Annotated in this window: 16 protein-coding genes and 1 pseudogene; 2 read left to right on the forward strand and 15 right to left on the reverse strand. The window is 45.8% G+C overall.

The window, feature by feature from the left end; translation table 11 throughout:
- Positions 1-93: 93 nt before the first annotated feature.
- The 4 genes and pseudogenes from abc-f to IGI92_RS11885 all read right to left on the reverse strand — a co-directional run bounded on the left by abc-f (position 94) and on the right by IGI92_RS11885 (position 5,825).
- Positions 94-1,562, reverse strand: a pseudogene (gene abc-f, locus IGI92_RS11870) (ribosomal protection-like ABC-F family protein).
- Positions 1,563-1,921: 359 nt separating this feature from the next.
- A complete protein-coding gene (locus IGI92_RS11875; protein ID WP_008379218.1) occupies positions 1,922-3,190 on the reverse strand; it encodes a dicarboxylate/amino acid:cation symporter in 1,269 nt (422 codons plus the stop codon).
- An 18-nt stretch (positions 3,191-3,208) separates the two neighbouring features.
- Positions 3,209-4,459, reverse strand: a complete 1,251-nt coding sequence (locus tag IGI92_RS11880) for an MFS transporter (protein ID WP_016613697.1) — start codon at positions 4,457-4,459, stop codon at positions 3,209-3,211.
- A 151-nt stretch (positions 4,460-4,610) separates the two neighbouring features.
- The gene (locus tag IGI92_RS11885) at positions 4,611-5,825 is read right to left on the reverse strand and encodes a pyridoxal-phosphate-dependent aminotransferase family protein (RefSeq protein ID WP_016613698.1); all 1,215 of its coding nucleotides are present in this window, start codon (positions 5,823-5,825) and stop codon (positions 4,611-4,613) included.
- Between the two features lie 130 nt (positions 5,826-5,955).
- Here IGI92_RS11885 and IGI92_RS11890 point away from each other — a divergent pair, with 130 nt between their 5' ends.
- Complete coding sequence (locus tag IGI92_RS11890) at positions 5,956-7,587, forward strand: PucR family transcriptional regulator (RefSeq protein WP_016613699.1); 1,632 nt, start codon at positions 5,956-5,958, stop codon at positions 7,585-7,587.
- Positions 7,588-7,617: 30 nt separating this feature from the next.
- On the opposite strand, the gene arcC is transcribed toward IGI92_RS11890, so the two are convergent.
- Genes arcC through allC form a run of 7 tightly spaced genes read right to left on the reverse strand, consistent with a single transcriptional unit; the run spans position 7,618 to position 15,585 of the window.
- On the reverse strand, positions 7,618-8,553 hold the full coding sequence (arcC, locus tag IGI92_RS11895; protein ID WP_008379225.1) for a carbamate kinase: 936 nt from the start codon (positions 8,551-8,553) through the stop codon (positions 7,618-7,620).
- A complete protein-coding gene (locus tag IGI92_RS11900; protein WP_086332612.1) occupies positions 8,526-9,389 on the reverse strand; it encodes a DUF2877 domain-containing protein in 864 nt (287 codons plus the stop codon). The genes arcC and IGI92_RS11900 overlap by 28 nt, the downstream gene beginning before the upstream one ends.
- A gap of 37 nt (positions 9,390-9,426) precedes the next feature.
- A complete protein-coding gene (locus tag IGI92_RS11905; RefSeq protein WP_005234461.1) occupies positions 9,427-10,689 on the reverse strand; it encodes a DUF1116 domain-containing protein in 1,263 nt (420 codons plus the stop codon).
- A gap of 12 nt (positions 10,690-10,701) precedes the next feature.
- Complete coding sequence (gene fdrA / locus IGI92_RS11910; RefSeq protein ID WP_008379230.1) at positions 10,702-12,456, reverse strand: acyl-CoA synthetase FdrA; 1,755 nt, start codon at positions 12,454-12,456, stop codon at positions 10,702-10,704.
- A gap of 8 nt (positions 12,457-12,464) precedes the next feature.
- The gene (allD, locus tag IGI92_RS11915; protein ID WP_005234452.1) at positions 12,465-13,541 is read right to left on the reverse strand and encodes an ureidoglycolate dehydrogenase; all 1,077 of its coding nucleotides are present in this window, start codon (positions 13,539-13,541) and stop codon (positions 12,465-12,467) included.
- A 13-nt stretch (positions 13,542-13,554) separates the two neighbouring features.
- Positions 13,555-14,340 carry a (S)-ureidoglycine aminohydrolase gene (gene allE / locus IGI92_RS11920; RefSeq protein WP_086297689.1) on the reverse strand — a complete coding sequence of 262 codons (786 nt, stop codon included), beginning with the start codon at positions 14,338-14,340 and terminating at the stop codon, positions 13,555-13,557.
- Between the two features lie 15 nt (positions 14,341-14,355).
- Positions 14,356-15,585, reverse strand: a complete 1,230-nt coding sequence (gene allC, locus IGI92_RS11925; RefSeq protein WP_086316448.1) for an allantoate deiminase — start codon at positions 15,583-15,585, stop codon at positions 14,356-14,358.
- A gap of 169 nt (positions 15,586-15,754) precedes the next feature.
- On the opposite strand from allC, the gene IGI92_RS11930 reads away from it, so the two are divergent.
- Positions 15,755-16,627 carry an alpha/beta hydrolase gene (locus tag IGI92_RS11930; RefSeq protein WP_086316449.1) on the forward strand — a complete coding sequence of 291 codons (873 nt, stop codon included), beginning with the start codon at positions 15,755-15,757 and terminating at the stop codon, positions 16,625-16,627.
- 85 nt (positions 16,628-16,712) lie between these two features.
- Here IGI92_RS11930 and tkt read toward each other — a convergent pair whose 3' ends face one another.
- From tkt to IGI92_RS11950, 4 genes are all read right to left on the reverse strand, one after another.
- Positions 16,713-18,716 carry a transketolase gene (gene tkt / locus IGI92_RS11935; protein WP_430607163.1) on the reverse strand — a complete coding sequence of 668 codons (2,004 nt, stop codon included), beginning with the start codon at positions 18,714-18,716 and terminating at the stop codon, positions 16,713-16,715.
- A 166-nt stretch (positions 18,717-18,882) separates the two neighbouring features.
- On the reverse strand, positions 18,883-19,575 hold the full coding sequence (gene alsE / locus IGI92_RS11940; protein ID WP_008380955.1) for a D-allulose 6-phosphate 3-epimerase: 693 nt from the start codon (positions 19,573-19,575) through the stop codon (positions 18,883-18,885).
- Between the two features lie 71 nt (positions 19,576-19,646).
- Positions 19,647-20,747 carry a PTS fructose transporter subunit IIC gene (locus tag IGI92_RS11945; RefSeq protein ID WP_194193172.1) on the reverse strand — a complete coding sequence of 367 codons (1,101 nt, stop codon included), beginning with the start codon at positions 20,745-20,747 and terminating at the stop codon, positions 19,647-19,649.
- Between the two features lie 24 nt (positions 20,748-20,771).
- Positions 20,772-21,092 (reverse strand): PTS fructose transporter subunit IIB, encoded by a 321-nt coding sequence (locus IGI92_RS11950; protein ID WP_008380953.1) that lies wholly within the window; start codon positions 21,090-21,092, stop codon positions 20,772-20,774.
- Positions 21,093-21,097: the final 5 nt, after the last annotated feature.

The raw sequence follows: 21,097 nt of genomic DNA on the forward strand, positions 1-21,097 counted from the left end.
ACCGCTCAACGGCCGATTGTTGATCGAACGTTGGGCGGTCGCTTCCTTTCCCGCGCTGTTTTTCTCTATACAGGTATAAAAGCGACTATGCTGCTAGTTACTAGAAACCAATGTTAATTTCCCATGATCGATTAGATACACGTCATCCGCGACGGCATCGATAAACGCTTGATCGTGAGATGTGAACAAAACGATGCCTCGATAGCTGCGAATCAATTGTTCCAAGACGGTGATTGTCGGTAGATCAATAAAGTTCGTCGGTTCATCAAGTATCAAGACATTGGCAGATTGAGTAAAGATGCGTGCGAGCTCGACCCGTGTCGCTTCCCCGCCGCTTAGCACATTGACTGGCTTCATCACGTCAATCTGGCTAAATCCCAGATTGTGTAAAATACTGCGGACCAGTGGTTCCTGATAGTCTGTTTGAGCCATCAATTCCGTCAAAAGCGGTGTGGTGCTGTTTTTTCGATAGCCCATTTGCTCGTAGACCGCAAAGACGATTTTCGGTGATACATAGATTCCCTCTCCACCTGCGATGATTTCTTTTAGTAAAGTCGACTTCCCCGAACCGTTCGGACCCACGATAGCGATTTTCTTCCCGGCAGCAAACTGGAAACTGCTGCTGTCTAGCAAACGTTTCGCCCCTCTTTGAATGGTTACTTGCTCCCCACGAATCGGTCGTTTATTATGCAGCTCCACTGCAGGGACTACTGGAAAACGAATCACCTGCTGCCGGGCAACACCCTTCACTTCTTCCAACTGATCCAAGCGGCTTTCCATGGCTTTGACTGTTTTTTGCAATGACTTTTGCACCGTGTCTTTTTGTTTTGATGACGACAAACGGTCTGGTCGGATGTTCTGCTGCCGCTTTTTTTCAGAAATGCGACTGCTCTTGATCGCTTGTTCTTTTTTCTTTTGGATCGCTTGGGTCAACTGCTGTTTTTGTTGCTGATACTGCGCAGCCTCCCAGGCAACACGCTGTGCCGCTTGCTCTTTTTGCTGTCGATAACTGTCATAATTACCAGAATACTCGGTGACTTTTCCTTGATCGACTTCCCAGATTTTCGTTGCCAGCTGATTCAATAGATACCGATCATGACTGACCACGATCAGGGTGCCATAATAATACTGCAGTTCATCAATCAAGACTTGAATTCCTTGCTGGTCCAAGTGGGTCGTTGGCTCATCGAGCAAAAGTCCTAACTGATAGGAAGATAACGTTTGTGCCAACCGGTATTTGGTCTCCTCCCCCCGCTTAGTGTCGCCAATTCATTTGTTGGGATCGAAAAACGACCGAACAGCGCCCAGTCAAGGGCCTCTGTCTTTTCAGTCACCTCAGCGATTTGCGGGAAATAGTGAAACGAATTTTCTTTTTGGATCGTTCCTGAATCAGGATCGACCACTCCCGCAATCAACTTCAGCAAGGTAGACTTGCCTTGCCCGTTTGCGCCCACGATCCCGATACGATCCGTTTGATAGGCACTCAGTTCTTCAATGTTCAGTACTTCTTTGGCCCCATAATTTTTGATTAGATTGTTTATTTTTACACTTAATTGTTCCATCAGTCTGTCCTTCCCGTCTAGGAAAACGCAAGCACAAAAAAAGGGCATAGCCTACCGCTATACCCTGATTTTAATAAGAAATTGGAAAAAAGAGGACACTCATCCCTTGAAATCACGATTGCCTAGACTTTTGAAATAGATTTAAATTAGCTATTCAAAAGGTCAATCCACAATTTCATCGATGCTGTCATGTTTTTTCCTCCTCTTTTTGTCGTATTTGTCTGTTGAATGACAAGCGGAAAATCAGCCGCTACTGTTTACCGTTTACGGTATTTCAGGAAGCTTCTTTAGTCTATCAACGAATCAATCGTAGCACGTTTCCAAAAAAGAGTAAAGTTTCATCACAAGAATGATTGGTCTTATACGCCATCGGTGATTTTTTCTGCTAATTTGACCTGGGCTTTTTCACCATTGAAGATTGCACGATCCAGTTCTCCTTCATCATGAGCAACGATCAACGCCACCGTGACGTCAGGGTCAACATTCAAGAGGGTCCGAAACATCCCAGAAAACCAATCGATCCCTGCCAGTAAGGCGATGCTTTCATTAGGCAGTCCTAACATAGGTAAAACCGTAGCCAGTGTGACTAATCCGCCGCCTGGAACGACGATCGTTCCCAAGCATGCCAACGAGGACAACAAGACCACTTGCAAAAGATCCCCCCAGCTCAATTGGATCTGGTACGCCTGAGCAACGGTTACGATTGCCAGGGCTAAAAATAAGGAGAGCCCATTGCTATTTAAGGTCATGCCTAGAGGCATCACGAGCTTATTGATTCGATCACTGATCCCAAATCGTTCTTTGCCATCTTCGATTTGAAACGGCAATGAAACAGCAGAAGAGGTGGTCGTAAAGGAAATCACCGATAGACGCCACATATTCTTTATCAAACGAAACAAGGAAACTTTGCAATAGAGCGACGTCAAGAGAAACCAAAGAAACAAAAAGAGCAAAGATGCCGCTGCTAACGTCAATAAAAAACTGGCTAACATTCCCAACACACGAATGCCGGTATCTTCTACCAAGGAAGCAACAAGGCCGAAAATCCCGATCGGCGCCAACTTCATGATCATGCTGACCATTTTTAACAAAATATGATTAAAACTACTGATCATATCTAGAAACAGCTGATTCTTTTTTTCATGCTTGATTAAGCTCAAGGCAAGGCCAAAGAAGAGCGAAAAAATAATCACTTGGATCATATTCTGCTCCACCATGGCTTGAATAATGTTCAGTGGAACAAAGTTCAAGATGACTTCTTCTATACTGCTGGTACTTAATGCAGTTTCTGTACTTTGCAGCAGCGACTGGTCAAGGCCTGCGCCGGGCTTGAGGATCAAGGCGAACAAGAGACCGAAAATAGCGGCGACGAGGGTCGAACCGGTAAACCAGAGGAAGACTTTCCCGCCGATCCCACCTAATTCTTTTGGATCAAGTCCCCCCACCGCTTCAATCACCGAGCCCATGACCAACACGACCACAGACATTTGAATCAGTCGCAAGAAGAAGTCCCCGACTAGCTGCATTTGATCACCTAAACCGGGAAAGGAAACGCCCCAAAAAATCCCCAATACCGTTGCAATCATGATTTGGTTGGTCAAACTGATTTTTAAGGATCGTTTTTTCATCTGTTGTTCCTCACTTTTCTACTTTGCTGTTTTCTTAGAGTTTACAGTCAAGAATAAGAATGTACCACCGATCAACAAAATAATTGCGATATAAAAGCCCATTACTTTTGACCCTGTTGCATCCGAGATCGATCCGGTCAATGTTGGTGCGATAACGGAAGACATCATGCCGAAAAAGTTGAAGACCCCTAATGTCGTACCGACCCCAACTTTTGGTGCATTTTCCCCTAGCCAAGAAATGATGATTGGTTCAACCGCTAGTTTTCCAAGGAACCCGTACAAGATCAACGCGATCATTAAGAAGGTCGAATTTGTTGCTTGCACCGTTACTAATAACATCAACGCCGCTAATATTTCTAAAATAACGATAAAGGTAACTTTTTTATGCATGTATTTGTCTGCCAAGCGGCTAAAGAACAAGGCCCCAGGAATCGAAGCAAATGCCACCAATGAAGAAGAGAATCCGATTGCGACTCCTTGGAAGCCTCGTTCTGTTCCTAAGAAGTTTGGTAGCCAAGTAACCGTCATATAGTAGGCATAACACGTCGCAAAATATAACACATACGTAAAGAGCATCCGCAGGGAGAACAAGGTCGAAAGGGAAACTTTTTCTTTCGGCTGATCCGTTGTTTCTTCTTCAGCTGCTGCTTGACTCTCCAAGAAAGCTACGTCTTCTTTGTTGCTGCGGATCACCAATGCGAAAGCGATCGTCATACATACGATCAAGAAAGCGGATAAATACATCATTGTTTGCCAAGGCATATTCATCTGAATAACGATAAAGCTTGATAAGATCATCCCAAACCCTGAACCAACGGCAGAACCACTATTGACGATCGCTGTTGAGAAGCTCTTCTTTTCTTTCGGAATGTTCTGTGAGGTCAAAGAATACGCGGAACCATAAAATGATCCACAGCCGATCCCTGCTAAAAAGCTACCGGTATAGATCATGGAGATTGAAGAGGCTTGTGAAATCAGTAAAGCTGCCAGTGCAAATACCACAAATCCCGGAAGCAGAACTGTTTTCTTCCCAATCTTATCCACTAAAAAGCCGGCAGGGATCTGCATGATCACATAGCCGAAAAAGTAAAAGCTGGCGATCGATCCTAATGCTGTATCAGAAATATTGCCACCAAGTGACTCATTGATTTGCGGATAGACCGGTGATAACGCAGCGCGATAAATCCAGATAGTGACCCAGCCTGAACACATTAAGATAATAATTTGTTTCCAGTAGGCAAGCCCACCACGTTCTTTATTGATTTCCATTTTTTTCCCTCCATCAGTTACACAAGTAAAGTTTGTGAAGCACGCCAACGAAAGCGCTTTAAGATAGTCTTAGTGTACGTTTTTTTGCCGACTATTGCATTTGTCATTTTTCACAAAGCGCTTTCAGTCGTTGTGCATTTGTGCTAAAATTTCAAGTCGTTTTTTGGTAGTAATTTAACGCAGCGATGAGCGCTTTGCCGGCAGAAATTGGTGCTTGCTGGTACAATAGTGCCCCTTCTAACGCGGCTAGGACATGTAAAATATTTTCTTTGCGGCTGCTGTAGCCCATATTTCCAATCCGCCAGATTTTTCCTTTTAGATCACCAAATGAACTAGCGATCTCTACACCAAAGGAGTGAAGCATCTCTTCTCGGACAGCTTCGCCATCAACACCTTCTGGAATAAAGATGGGGGTAACTGTCGGCATTTTGGTTGCTTTTTCGCCATAAATCGAAAGCCCCATTGCCTCCAGTCCAGCGACCAACGCCCCTTCATTCGTCAAATGACGTTGATAGGCTGCATCGAGGCCTTCGTTTAGCAACATCCGTAATCCTTCATGAAGCGCATAGATCATACTCGTCGCTTCTGTGTGATGGTTGATTCGCTCTTTGTTCCAGTAGCGTTGCAATTGACTCAAATCCAAGTAATTACTCATAATGTGCCGCTTGTTTCGATCCGTTTTGCTCAAGCCTAATTCTTTTTGGTAACGGGCACTAAGGACGGCTTCGACTCGATCGTTGTAGGTCACTAATGAAAGACCAGACGGCACACTTAAACACTTCTGTGTACCGGCAATTGCCAAATCGACACACCAATCATCGACTGACAGGGCCACGCCACCATAAGTCGCCACCATGTCAACGACAAAGAAAATATCTTTTGCGCGACAATACTGCCCGATTTCTGCTAACGGCTGCATTTGCCCATTGGCAGTTTCCCCGTGGACCATCGCCACGATCTTGGGTTGAAATGCGTCGATTTCTTTGATGACCTCTGCGGGTGCAAAAGGAGCCGTCCATTCTTTTTCTACATATTTGACTTGCGCTTGGGCACGTTCACAGATTTCTCCAAGTAAGAAAGCAAAGCGCCCATAGGCGGGGATCAAGACTTTGTCCCCTGGTTCGATCAAAGCGATCAGCGCCGCTTCTAAACCAGCTCGGGAAGTCCCATCAATGGCAAATGCCTCTTTGTTTTTGGTTCCAAACGGTTGTTTGATCATTTCTTTGACCTCATCCATGATCGCCAAAAAATTCGGATCAAACTGTCCCAAAATACGATTGGTCATTGCTTGAAGAACAGCTGGATGTGCTTCTACAGGCCCAGGTGTCATGATCGTACGTTGTGCGATCGTTAACTCTTTATACATCTTTTCCCCTCATTTCTCTTTTTGATTTCACTGCCCAACGCCTTGTCAACGTTTCCAAGTTTGTTGTACAATAAAGCTAAAAAAGGACATGTTTTTGTTTGTTTTGTTCAATTCTAAAAGGAGTTTCTCTATGAAGTTAGTTGCTGAATTGCTTGCTACACCACGCTTTTCCAATTTGCGTTTGTTGACAGATCCCATTACCGCGGAAATTCCCGTCGACAGTATCGAAATCACTGAGACCCCCGATATCGCACACTATATTCCTGAGCATACCTTTATCTTAAGCACGGCGATGGTTTATAAAGATAATCAAGGAGCACTGCTTGAACTGATCGATTCCCTCGTAGCCAAAAATGCCGCTGGATTAGGCATCAAGATCGGTCGTTTTTTGGATGTCATCGATCCTGAAGTCATCGCCTACGCCGATAGTTTAGGTTTCCCCATCGTAGAAGTACCTGCCACGATGCCGCTGGGCCGTTTGATGCACCAGCTTTTGAATTTACTATGGAACACCAAAACCGAGCAGCTGAGTTATGCCTTAGATATCCAAAAACGGTTCTCTGCTTCCTTGATGAAGGATGTCAGCATCGCTCGCTTTATCGCTGATTTTGGCCAAATGGTCAATACACCGATCATTTTGTTGAATCCTTTCAAACAAGTGATTGCCCATTCCAAGCATTTCACCCGCATGTCAAAACCCGCGGAGTACTACATCCATCAATTAGGACAAACGAAAGGGGTTTTTACTGGTGAAAAAAGCGGGGCGATCCCTATCAAAGATCTCCATGAAAAAACGTCACAAATTTCTTATTATGCCATTGAAACCTCCACTTATTTCCCCCATTATTTAGTCATTTTGAATCCTGAGGCGATTCCTTATCCTGTCTCGGATTTTGCGCTGGAACAAGCAGCATTGGTCTTGTCGTTTATGCTCTACAAAAACCAAAAAGTGCAAGAATCTTTTGAAGATTTAAAAAGTGACTTTTTAACACGGATGATCGAATACCAGCAATCTTCCAAACAGGAACAAAAAGATTGGTTAGATCTCGGAAAGACTTACGGGTTGGTCAAAGCCCGCCATTATCGTGTCATCTATGGTGCCTGTGAACCAACCAAAGAAACCAAAGACAAAGACAAATACCTAAAAGAAGAAAGTGACTTGGTCTATCAGTGGTTTAGTGAACAACTGCCTTATCGCATCAAAGATGTTTGTCTCTTTCGCTTAAAGGGCAGCAATCACTTTGCGATTTTCGTGCAGCATAAGTGTGATGCCTTAGAAGACCATTTGATTGAGACCGCCAATGCTTTGACCAATCGGTTGCCTTTTCGAATGGCCTTTGGTGTAGGGAGTGTCTGTGAAAGCATCAATGATTTAGCCAGCTCCTACATTGAAGCAAAGACTGCTTATGAAGAACGAAGAGGCCAACATGATTCTCCCATCGTCTCTTTCTACCATCAACGGGGAATGCGGAGTCTATTTGAAAAAATGAGCCCTGAAGATATCCATTATTTCTGCCGCACGATCCTCAAAGAATTGGCGTTTCCGCAAGAAGATGCCACCATCGAATTGCGCAAAACCTTACGGGCTTACTTGGATTATCAATGTGAGATCACCCGCACCGCCAAAGCCTTGTTCGTTCATCGCAATACGATCAAATACCGCATCGAACAGTGCCAAAAGCTACTAGGAAAAAACGTGCATGATCCTAGCATTAGCCTGGATCTGCGCTTAGCCCTTGAGCTGTCCGAAGAAGGCGACTAATAGGCGAATCAAGCAGTTGGATCGCTGGTGTTACCCAGCGATCCTTGTGCCTGCTTCACCTAACAATGCTAAGTCTGCTTCTTCCAATGAGCAGATGATTGCCGTCTTTCCTTGCTTGGCAAACGCAATCGCTGCTTCCATTTTCGGCCCCATACTGCCTTCTGCAAAATGCCCCGCATCAAAATATGCTTGCGCTTCACTTACGGATAATCCCGTTAATTTTTCTTGCTCCGGTGTTCCGTAATTGATATAAACGTTGCTGACGTCGGTCAGCATCATAAATACATCGGCATCCACTTGTTCTGCCAATTTTTTCCCAGTTCGGTCTTTATCGATGACTGCTTCGATCCCTTTCAAGCCTTCCGCTTGTTTTACGACTGGAATCCCACCGCCGCCACCAGCGATCACGATGGTATTTTGATTCAATAAATGAACCATTGATTCCACGCCGTGGATCGTCACAGGTTGTGGGGATGGCACGACGCGACGGTACCCACGTCCAGCATCTTCTTCCATCACCCAATGTTTTTCCTCAGCCATTGTTTTTGCTTCTTCTTCTGAGTAGAACAAGCCGATCGGCTTCGTTGGCTTTTCAAACGCGGGATCATCCGCTGCCACTTCCACTTGAGTCAATAAGGTCACGACATTGCTGGTCAGTTCTTCTTGATCGATTTTATTTTTGATGCTTTGCTCCATCAAATAACCGATAAAGCCTTGTGACTCTGCATTGCAGACATCCAGTGGAAAAGGCGGCACGACTTCTTTGGCTTCTTCATTTTGTCGTAAAATATTGCCGACTTGCGGCCCATTGCCATGCGTCACAACGATTTGATGGTCAAGTTTCTCGATTTTAGCGATCTGTTCTGCACTTAACTGGATATTTGCAAGCTGTGTCTCTACGGTCGCTGGTTGATTCGGTTTTAAAATTGCATTGCCCCCTAGAGCGATGACCACTCGTTTTGCCATATGAATTCCTCATTTCTATTGTTTTGAAATTGATTGATACTGCGAGCAAACCCTGCCAAAAAGTCAGCCCCCGAGGTATGACCGATCGCTAGTATCTCTTTGATTACTTGGTAAAAAGCCGCTGAATCGGTACACCTGGTCAAGGATAACGCCGATTGATTGAATGCGCCTGTCAACGCATGCAGAAGATAATGTTTACTGACGTCAGTCGTCAAATCATTGACTGTCAACAGCCTTCTTTGTAGATAAGCCACCAAGCGGGTATCTTCTTGCCCCATCACTCGGCGAGCCAGTAAATGGCCAACTAGCATATCATCGCCTGTGGGGGTCAATCCGACACCCCGTCCGACTAAATAAGCGACTGCTTGCCGTTGTTCTTTAAATGAAGGCGTGCATAGCTGATCGATTGCGTCATAAAACGGATGATTGCTGCTGATGGTTTGTGAAACAGCTTCTTGAATCCCCGTCTTTTCCGTGACATGTTGGAGGGTTGACCAAAACAGTTCTCGATCAAATGGGACTGTGCCAGCTGGGAAGGTGGTTGTAAACATGGCTGCCTTTTGAAAAGACAGACGATGATGCGGAAAATGGATCACTCGTTGCTGAACCAAAAGAGTGGTACCAGCAAGCAAGTCGGTCGCCAACGCTGCATAATCGTCGGCAGCTAAAATCATTCCTTTGGGCACGCGAGCCGCTTGTTTGGAGACACAGATCAGCTGATCCTGACGAGGATCTTGCAGATTGAAACTATGCTGAAACACACTGTGAACGAGCCAGGTGCCATTGATAAATGCGGGTTCAAATAAAGCTTGGTCGATCCATTTTGCCTGTATCATCGCTAGGTTGCTCCTTTTCACGTTTTCAGACCCTGAGTTATTCTTCAAATCCTAATTTTTTTGCATAAGCCAAGACAGCTTTTTCAAAGCAATCCATTGGTGGTGTCACTGTCCCGGCCCCAATTTGTCCCCGTCCAGCTTGTTTGTTGGCGATCCCTGTATTGATCACCGGTAAGATCCCTGTTTCCACGACTTTCCGAGCATCGATCCCTAAACAGATCCCTTTGAAGTCCCATGTAGGAACGGGAAAATTCGGATTGGTATCAATGGAGATCTCTAACATCTCATTGCTGGTTTTCAACGCATCGTGAAATCCGCCGGAACCAACGAAGCGTGTCACAGCTGGGGCAGCAATCATCGCCATTCCCCCAACACCAAAGGTTTCCGTAATGGCACTGTCGCCCATATCTGGAGAGGCATCTTCTTCACTGAATCCTGAGAAATACAACCCTTTTGGTGTATTGACAGGACCGGTAAACCACTCGTCCCCCATACCAGAAATACGGATACCGAATTCATGCCCGTTGCGACACATTGCTGTCACAACCGTTCCTTCTTCAATCGTCCGGGCGCCATCAAGCACCGCTTTTGAAGAAGCCATCATGATATTCAAGAAAAACTGATCCGTGTCTGCTAGAAACTGAATGACTTCTGGTTTTTCTTTTTCAAATCCTTCAAGGGTAACGATCGCTGGTGCTACTTCTTTTAAGAACGCCAACGAAGCAGCGATATTCCGTTGATGGAACTCATCCCCCATGGCGATTGCTTTTGCGACTAAGACATTGATGTTCAAGCCATCGGGTTTTGTTTGTAGTGCAGCACTTAAAACTGGTGCTAACGTATTTTTCATCCAATGCAAGCGATCAATGACTTCTTGAGAATAGGCGCCAAAACGTAAAACTGCCCCAATCCCTTCGTTCATCGTACAGTACGCTCGGTTGCCGTCTGTTTTGTTTTCCACCACGAGAACCGGCATATTGGCAGAGGTGATGCCCCCCATTGGGCCAACCGCTTGCACGTGGTGACAAGGAATCAGTTGAACTTCCCCAGATGCTAATAAATGACGTACCTCTTCTTCCGTTTCGCCCCAGCCTTCAAAAAGTCCCGCTCCAACACAAGCGCCTTGAATCGGATCGATCATCTGGTCGTAGCGGATCGGTGGTCCTGCGTGCAATAGGACTTTTCCTTCACCTAATTCTGGAATGACACTGACTGCTGGAACGACATCCAACAAAAAAGGCGAACCGGCAACGATCTTGGCAATAACGGCTTGGTTTGCTTCTTCAATAGTTTCGTACACGATAACTTCCTCCTACTCTGATAGTGACACTTGTGCTAAGAAACGTAAGGCTTTTTGTAACGTTACGTTCCCACCAGCAATTGGCTGCCAGTCATATTGAACGACTTGACCGTGATGCGTCTGGATCGCTTCTGCAAAGCTACGCAATCCTACATTGATGAACGCGTCATTCGACAACAATTCGCGGCTCTTTTCAGATGGCTCTGGCAACCCATCGGCAGTTGTCACTGCTTTTGGCAACAGCTTACGACTAATTGGGGAAAAGGGATGGCCGAGCATTGCTAAAGCTTTTTTGACTGCTTGGGCATTGCTTTGACACAAAATCACGCCAGCTGCGGTTAAAATCTCTGCTTGCTCGTTGCTATCTTGGGGGTCTAAATCAGTTCCAACGATCGTAGCGATCACCGCTAACTCCCGACCAGCTGCTTGTGCTTCTTCCTTCAATGATTTGATGGTCGGTGCCAATTCACTCGCCATATCTTGATGAGAGCCGTACCCTAAAACGATATCTAACAAAATCACTGCCGTTTCAGGATCTTCCCCCGCTTGTTTCAACAGTTCGATCCGCTTTGTTGGGTCGATCATCGGATGGGGCTTGCCTTGAGTATAAATGTCATCACCTAAATCGATGATCTCATGGCCAGCTGCTTTTAAGATGTACCCTTCCTGATGGGTATCTTCTTGTTCCAGATTTAATCCTGCTTTAACAAGCATCGCTGCTTCGTACGCCAATGTTCCGCCAGAATAGTAAGCTTTGATTTTTTGTTGTTCAGGTCCAAAAGTGGCAGCTGCTGTTTCCTCTTTCACTGGCTCTAGTCCAATCTGTTCTTGGCGTAGCAGCTGCACGGCTAATTGAGCCGCTTCTTCCAGCGTGTAGGCTCGGTAAAGATTTTCTTCGTGGTCCGTTGGCTCTTCCCCAAGAAAAATCGTGACTGCAGGTTTTGTTCCTCTTCTTAAAAGTGCCAACACTTCATCTCGGACACGTGGTGCAGGTGGTTTGGAGATCACCACGATCACCTCCGTATCAGGATCGTGTTCCAAGGCAAGAATGCTATCTTTCATGGTGATCCCACCGACGGCTTCTTTGAGATCTCGTCCACCGGTTCCGATGGCTTGTGTTACACCGGCACCCAATTTATGAATAATAGTGGTGACTTCTTGGATACCAGTACCCGAAGCGCCGACAACACCGATTTTCCCTTTACGGACGGCATTGGTGAAGGCTACTGGTATCCCATTGAGAATCCCTGTGCCACAATCTGGTCCCATTAAAAGAAGTCCTTTTTCATGCGCCAGTTTCTTTAGCCGAACTTCCTCTTCCAATGAAACGTTATCACTGAAACAAAATACATGTTTGCCCGCTGCTAATGCGGTTTCAATTTCTGGTGCTGCCATAGTACCGGGAATCGATAAGACAGCGACCTTCGCATCTTTTCCAAGATCTAAGGCTTTTTCCCAAGTTTTGACGCTTTGGGTTTCCTCTCCTGCGCTATTGCTTTGGTCCGATAAGAAGGCATCGATTTCTGACAGGACTGTTTCGATGATTTCTTCCTCTTCGATGTCTAAAACGAGCACCATATCGTTGGATGTCGCATTGCTCATCTCCTCGGTATAAAGACCACCCGTCTTGAAAATGTCCTTATTGGCAGGTGTGCCCATCATGACCGAAGCGTTGTTGATCCCTTCGATCGTCAGTAGACGATTGGTCAAAAGCATTAAAACAATGGAATCTTGGTAATTGTTTTTTTGAATAATAGTGTGTAACATGGGTCTCCTCACTCTCCTGTTCCTGTCTGTGCAAAGGCATCTGACCCAGAATACTGGTCAAAATGAACCGTGTCGCTAATGAGATAGCGATAAATGTTCTTCTCGATGGGAATGCCTTCTGCCATATATTTTTCATAGGTTAGTTGATTGATCTCGCCTGGATAATAGACTTGCTGGAACTGTTCAGCAGCCGGTATGTCATGCAGTTCGGCAACCATCGTCTCCACCGACTCTTTAAATGTGTCTAAATCTGTAAAGCGTTGCGGATCGATCAGCAAAATAAATTGCCCTAAGTCGCGACCTTTCGTCAGATCGTTGTACATAGAGGAAACATGCTTGCCAAAAGGCAGCCCAAGGAGCATTCCTGATAAGATATCCACCATCATCATCAACCCAAAGCCTTTTGGCCCTGAGATCGGCAGTAAGCCGTGGACATGATGTGGATTCGTCGTTGGCTTGCCATGAGCATCCACGGCCCATGTCGCAGGAATCTCTTTATTTTTGGAGCGAGCGTCTAATATTTTGCCCCACGCTTGGACCGTCGTTGCCATGTCAAAGACCACCGGTGCCCCCTGTTTTCTTGGTGCGGCAAATGCGATTGGATTGGTACCAAAATAATTTTCTTTGCCGCCAAAAGGAACCACCATTGAATCTGATTGGCACATAGATAATGCAATCAAGTCAGCTTCTGCAGCTTTTTTGACATAATAGGATAGCGCCCCACTATGACTCGTTTTCCGTACACCAACCGCCGCGATCCCAGAACGTTTGGCCATCTCAATGGCATGCTTTGTCGCTTCTAATACAACGACCTGCCCTGCGCCATTTTGACCGTGAACGATCCCGCTGCTAGGCCCAGTCTCTTCAAACGTGATCTGTGGAGTGCGATTCATTCCACCTTTAGCGATCCGCTCTGCGTAATAGTCTACCCGTACAGCCCCATGAGAGTGGATCCCGCTGGCATCGGCAAAGACCAAATGCTCTGCAACGATGGCTGCGTGCGCTTCAGACAAACCAGCAGCCGCTAATTTTTTTTGGATCAATTGCTGTAACTCTTGTGACTGTACAATAACCGTCTCTTCCATTTTCTAAACTCCTTTAAATTTCCGGATCGCGGTTGCAATCTTTGGAATAAATATAGGTCAATGGTTCATCACGACCGACACCATAGGCCGCTTGCTGTACATAGGCACTCATGAAAATATAGTCGCCTTTTTCCACTGGGAACCACTCATTGTCTAAGTTATACATCCCTTTACCTGACAGTAAGTACGCCCCGTGTTCTTGGTAGTGGGTCTCAATGTAGCCATGACTTGCCCCTGGTTCAAAGGAAAGGATATGGATATTCATGTCAAAACCCAACTCTTTCGGTAAGAAATCCCAAAGCAGGACGTCTTCCATCCCTTCGTATTGGATCGGTATCAACTCTGAAAGATTCCCCACTACTTTGTAGGCTTGGTGATTTTCTAACGGTTGGTAACGCTTCTTATATAAGAACACTTCTGTCGCTTCTTCTTGGAGATTTTTCATATACAGTTTTTCTCCAGCAGGCAGATAGATATAGCCTCCGTCCGTCAATGTATGGGTTTCTTTACCATCACTCACTTCCAGTTTGCCCGAGATGACATACAAGAAACTCTCGATCTCTGGTCCGCCGAAGCCCAATTGGTTGGCGCCATCTTTTTTGAATGAAATGATGTAATCGACAAAAGACGCCCCTAATTTTGGTGTGCCGAGTATCGAACATTCACAGTTTTCGAATCCTGGAATGACATTATTCACTAACCCGTCATGCGGCAAGATCGCAAAATTATTTTTTCTAATGACTGCACGTGATTGCAGCAATCCATCTAAATAGCCCGTATTATTATTTTTGTATCCCATGTGTGTCCCTGCTTTCTATTCTTTGTATGCTAGCTCGTAAAGGGAAGCTGCTAAAACTTCTACCCCAGCTGTTAAATCTTCGATAGTTGTTGCTTCGGCTGGGTTGTGGCTAATCCCATCAATACTTGGTACAAACAGCATCGCCGTTGGAAAATGTGGTGCAATGATTTGGGAATCATGACCCGCCCCACTATGCATCACTTTGTAGCGTTTGCCGGTTTGCTTCACCGCTTGTTCCACCGTGGCAACGATCGTATCGTCCATCGGCACTGGGCGTTCATCCATCCATAGGTCCATCTCCACTGTCAGGTCGTGCTCTTTGGCGATCGCTTGAATGATCTGTTCTGCTTCAGCAGTAAAGGCATCCAATAGCTGCCCATCAGTATGGCGACAATCCATCGTAAACAACACTTCACCAGGAACCACGTTGACCGTATTCGGCTTTGGCTCAACTTTACCGAATGTCACAACTAATGGATCCCCAAGATCTAAGCCACGGTCGATCACTGCGGCACACATTTTGGCAAAACCATACACAGCATCTTGACGATAGCCCATCGGTGTGGTGCCTGCATGATTGGCTTGTCCTTTTAAGACAAAGGTGTAGCGCTTTTGACCAGCGATACTATTGACGACACCGATCTGCAAGTTTTCTTTTTCTAAAACACTGCCTTGTTCGATATGGATTTCCACGAAGGCTTTGATGTCTGATCGAACCGGTTCTTGTGGGTCGCGAAAGTCAAAGCCTTGGCGTTGCATCTCTGCCACGAAGCTATTGCCTTCAAAATCTGCGATCGCTTCAACATCGGCTTTTTTGGCCTCTCCGACAAAGTTTTTACTTCCCCAAAAAACGGTTGGAAAACGACTGCCTTCTTCTTCTGCCATTGAGATGACTTCCAAGGAGCGTAAAGGTTGCCCATAGGTCTCTTTTAAATACTTGATCGCTAAAGCAGCAGCAACGACCCCGTATTGACCGTCTAATGTGCCCCCGTTGACGACGGTATCGATATGTGACCCTGAAAGAATCGTTTCTTCTGGATACTGGCTGCCTTCCATTCTGCCGAAGAGATTGCCGACTGCATCATAGGACGTCGTTAAGCCAGTTTTTTTTAATTGTTTTTCTACAAATGATTGCGCTTCTTTCCATGAATCGGTATAAAGCAGTCTAGTCATTCCTCCAGTTGGATCATTCCCAATCTGAGATAATGCATCGATCATTGCCGCTACTTCTTTTTTCAACTCCATTGTTCTGCCTCCTTTGATTTATACGGTTATTGTAAGCGTGTTACTGAAGGACATCATTGTTCACTTTCGACAAAACCGTTTCTATTTTTAGTCATAACGCTGTTTTCTAAACCGCTTCCTTCTCCTATACTCTTCCTTATACTATCGAAGAAGAGAAAGGAAGAAAACAATGGTTTATCCTAAAAATGCCTTTGCGCAAACAGAAAAAATCCAATTTGACACCTACGGCATTTTGCCGTTAGAAGTGACGATCCTAAAAGCAGCGCAGCCTCGGATCAGCCTTTTGTATTTTCATGGTGGTGGCTTCCTCTATGGTCAGCGGGAAGACCTTCCGCAGGATTATGTCCACCAATTGCTGGCTGCCGGTGTTAGCCTTTATCTCTTTGATTATCCACTGGCTCCCGAAGTAGCGCTGAACGACATTTACCTTCATACAAAAAAGGCAGTGGAATGGTTTTTGACAGAGGGCTGGCACTTCAGCGGCGTTGGTGCAAATGAGTACATTCTATTCGGTCGCTCCGCCGGCGGTTTTTTAGCGACCTTACTGACCGCACGCACAAAGCATCCGGAGCAAAAAGGCTTGATCCGATTTTACGGATACCAAGAGTTGTTTTATAAAGAATTTTTGCAGCCGGCACGCTTTTACACGCAATTTCCGAAAGTCCCGCCACTCGACGCCGAAGCTATGATCGAAAGCCAACCAATCACCCACGGCACGTTAGAAAAACGATTCCCTTTGTACCTTTCCGCCCGTCAATATGGCAACTGGCAGCGTTATTTAGGCAATCGGGAACAGCTGGCAGCCTTGGCGATTCCTGCTGCCGCTTACAAAGACTTTCCTCCTTGCTTTGTCGTTCATTGCAAAAAAGATCCAGACGTTCCCTTCAGCGCCTCCGAAGCTTTCGCAGCACAAGTCCCCCGTGCCAAAACACTTTGGCTCGATTTAGATCAGCATGACTTTGATCGGACACCAAATGCGATCGCTGATGAGTGCTATCGAGAGATGATTTCATGGCTCCTTTTAACAATAGAGAAAAATTAAGCGCAGATTTGGCCATGCTTCTTTAGTAAACAAAAACAGGCGATCTTCAAAGGAATGTTCCCTCTAAAGATCGCCTGTTTTTTGATTATAGTGAGTTGAAGGTATTCACGACATTCTCAACACTGAAGCCGAATTCCGCTAAGACTTTGTCGCCAGGTGCTGATGCACCGAAGTGATCGATCGCGATCACTTTTCCATGGAAACCGGTGTAACGTTCCCAACCAAATGGGGAAGCCGCTTCGATCGCTACCCGTTTCTTCACTGCTTTTGGCAAGACGCTTTCTTTGTATTCTGAACTTTGTGCTTCAAACAAATCAAAGCTTGGTAAGGAGACCACCGATACATCGATGCCTTCTTCTGCCAATTTAGCTTGTGCTTGGACCGCAAGATTCACTTCAGAACCTGTGGCGATCAAAATCCCCGCTGGTGTTTCACCAGCTTGTTTTGAAATCACGTAGCCACCTTTTGCGACATTTTCATCCGCACCGGTTTGCGTGCCTTCGATCACTGGTAGATTTTGTCGGCTTAAGACTAAGACCGTTGGTTTATCCGTTGTCGTCATGGCCAATTTCCAGGCAGCACGGGTTTCATTGCCGTCTGCTGGACGAATCACTTGGACATTTGGCATGCACCGGACGCTGGCTAATTGCTCGATTGGCTCATGCGTCGGTCCATCTTCTCCCACCGCCACGGAGTCATGCGTCAAGACATAGATCACAGGTGCATGCTGGATCGCAGACAAGCGCACCGCTGGACGCAAGTAATCAACGAAGACGAAGAAGGTTCCGCCATAGATTCGCGTACCGCCATGCAATTGGATTCCGTTCATCGCTGCCGCCATCGCAAATTCTCGGACACCAAACCAAATGTTGCGGCCTTCGTATTGGCCAGGTTCAAAGTCTTTTTCTGCTGCCACCATCGTGTTGTTGGAACCAGAAAGGTCAGCCGATCCACCCCAGAGACTAGGGACGGCTTGGGATAAGGCTTGGATCATCTCTTTGCTGGAAACCCGACTAACTTGTGAGCTGCCAACTTCGTAGCTTGGTAATGTTGCATCCCAATCTGCTGGCAATTCACCCGCAAAGGCTTGTTTGAATTGCGCCGCAAGTTCTGGGTAGGCTGCTTCATAAGCATGGAAAGTTTCGTTCCAAGCTGCTTCAGCTTTTTGTCCTTCATCGACCATGGTTTCTTTGAAGCGCGCGGCAACTTCTTCAGGTACAGTAAATTCTGGGTATTCCCAACCATAAATCGCTTTAGCTGCAGAAATGCCTTCGGCACCGATCGGCGCACCATGAACGGCAGAGGTGCCTTGATTTGGCGCACCGTATCCGATCACAGTCTTGATTTCGATCAAGGTTGGTTTGTCGCTTTCAGCTTTTGCTTCGTCGATCGCTTTTGAGATCGCTTCTAAATCATTGCCGTCTTCAACGAGAATGTGTTGCCAGCCATACGCTTCAAAACGCGCACCGACATTTTCTGTAAAGGCTTTTGAAGTTGGGCCATCTAGGGAGATGTCATTTGAATCGTACAAGACGATCAGTTTGTCTAATTTCATGTGACCCGCCATGGATGCAGCTTCTTGCGAAACACCTTCCATCAAATCCCCATCGCCACATAAAGCGTAGGTATAGTGATCGATGACTTGATACTTGTCGCGATTGTAGGTTGCAGCCAAGTGGGCTTCGGCCATCGCCATACCGACTGCCATAGCGATCCCTTGTCCTAAAGGTCCAGTGGTTGCTTCCACGCCGTCTGTGTGATCGACTTCTGGATGTCCTGGCGTGCGGCTATCCCATTGACGGAAGTTTTTTAGATCCTCAATGGTCACATCGTAACCAGACACGTGCAACAAGCTGTACAATAGAGCCGAACCATGTCCAGCAGACAAAACAAAGCGGTCACGATCCACCCAGTTGCGAGAAGTCGTTGGATTGACTTTCAAGTGTTTGGTCCACAAGGCATAGGCCGTGGGTGCTGCCCCCATCGGTAATCCTGGATGTCCTGAATTGGCTTTTTGTACGGCTTCGATACTTAATGTACGAAGGGTGTTCACTCCTAATTGATCGATTTTATCAAATAATTTTTTCAATTAAATTGCCTCCTTCACTTTCTTCAGCCAGCATGTTTCTATTCACTGCCTTTTCACAATAGAAAAGAACCAGACACCCAAAGTTTACAGGCTAGGAGGCATCTAATGCTCCTCTTTTTAACAGTCCGCAACTTGAGTCGTCCGGTTATTTTGCTTTCGGCTTTGCTTAGCTACTCAAAACTTTTCCAGTCATTTCTTGATAATCTGCGACCATGATCGACCATGCTTTGGCAATGTCATCATCTAAACCAAACAATCCACTGCGTCCGACAATATAGATGTCTGGATTGGCTTCATCGATCCGTTTGAAGGATTTCCGATTGGAGGAACCATCCATTTCAATGACATAGTGATAGTCGTATTCTTCCCGTAATTCCCGCAGTTCAACAATTTTATCTAACGCCCCTTCAATAAAGCGTTGGCCAGCAAACCCTGGATCAACCGTCATGATCGTGACTTTATCCAAACGATCGATATAAGGCAAAATGACCGATACTGGCGTTTCAGGATTTAAGACGATCCCGGCTTTTAATCCGGCATCATGGATTTGATCGATCAGACGAAATGCTAACCCATCCAAAACTTCAGCGTGCATGCAAATCCATTCACAGTTGATATCGATCAGCTGCTGCACCCAAAAGGCAGGTTCAGTGACCATCAAATGAGCGGACAAAGGCAAAGTACTGATTTTGCGGACCTCTTGAATAAACCATGGGGATAGGGAAATATTGGGTACGTAATGACCATCCATAATATCAATATGATAGGAGTCCACTTGGTCATTCAAAAAAGTGATTTGCTCTTTAAATTTATCTAGATCCATCGTCATCAGTGACGGTGAAAATTCAACTTTGTTCATAGACTTATCCTTTCTCCTCGATCAGTCTTGTACTGAGAGGAACGATTCTTCTTTCAATTGAATCGCTTTTCTTAGAAAATTTGAATATCATCTAAATCGATTTCTTCTTCTTCCACTTCTGCTTGCGCGGCTACTTGTTCTTCAGTGACATTTTTCTTGATCAAAGCCAAGGTGATCCCAGTCACTACTATATTTACCAACAAAGCTACTGCCCCAGCCCATGGACGAGTCATAGTCGGCAGCATCAGCACACCACCAAACGGTACCGTTGCATCTGCCCCTAAGACCATTGAAACAGCACCTCCAGCAGCGCCACCGATAGCTGTTGCGATCAGCCCTCGGACGATATCGTTCATAACGATTGGGATCACCCCTTCAACGATATTGATCACACCCATTGGTACGGCAGATTTTAACGTTTCCACTTCTACAGGCGTATAGATGTTTTTGCCGAACAATTTTGCAATAAAGAATGCTAAACCAAAACCGATTGGTGTTGCAGTATTGACTAATTGCAACGCAGTGATCGGTCCATTGATCCCTTCTGCTTGCATCGTCAGAACAAAAGCAAAGACCGTTTTATTGATTGGTCCGCCATAATCAACGCCACTCAACAAGCCGATGACCGCACCAAAAACCAATAATGAAGAGGAGCCTAAGCTATTTAATGCGTTCGTTAGTAAGTTCGTAAAGGCAGTGATCGGTGTACCGATAATATAGACCATGATCAGACCACCGATCAAAGAGGTCAAAAAGGGAATGATCAATGTCGGCATCAAGCCTTTCGCCCAATTTGGTACTTTAATATATCGTAAAATAGCAATTACTAGATATCCAGCTAAGTAGCCGCCCAAGATTCCCCCAATAAAACCTGCACCAATGGCATTGGCTGTCAAACCAATAATAAACCCTGGCGCGATCCCCGGTTTTTCGGCAATCGCATAAGAAATTCCTGTCGCAATGACCACCGGAAGCAACCCGAGTCCTGCACCTCCCATCGTAGCTAAAGCATCCCAAATCGTAAATTCACCTGGCACCAGTTGTCCCTGACTGGTGCCGCCGAAAGCCATGCCAATGGCAATCAAGAATCCGGCACCGCAGACGATCGGAATCAAATAGGAGATGGCTGTCAATAAATGTCCTTTTAAATTCAATGCTTTGATTTTTTCCATAGTTTCCTTCCTCCTTCGGTTTGCTTAGACCGCCTGCTGTTGGACGACCTCTTTGGCTTTTTCCAACAATTTGCTTGGGGACTTGATGGCAACTTCGGTCGGCACTTGAATGATCCGTTTCCCTTCAAATCGTTCACGTCCTGCTACTTTGACGTCAACTGCTAAAATCACGACATCTGCAGCCGCAATCGCTTCAGGTGACAATTCATTTTCACGGCCGATCGTTCCTTGTGTTTCCACATGGATCTCGTAACCTGCCTTTTTAGCCGCATTTTCTAACTTTTCTTGCGCAATATAAGTGTGAGCGATCCCTACTGTACATGCACATACTCCGACAATTTTCATAATAA

Source organism: Enterococcus sp. DIV2379 (genome assembly GCF_050542965.1).
GTDB classification, from domain to species: domain Bacteria; phylum Bacillota; class Bacilli; order Lactobacillales; family Enterococcaceae; genus Enterococcus_D; species Enterococcus_D entomosocium.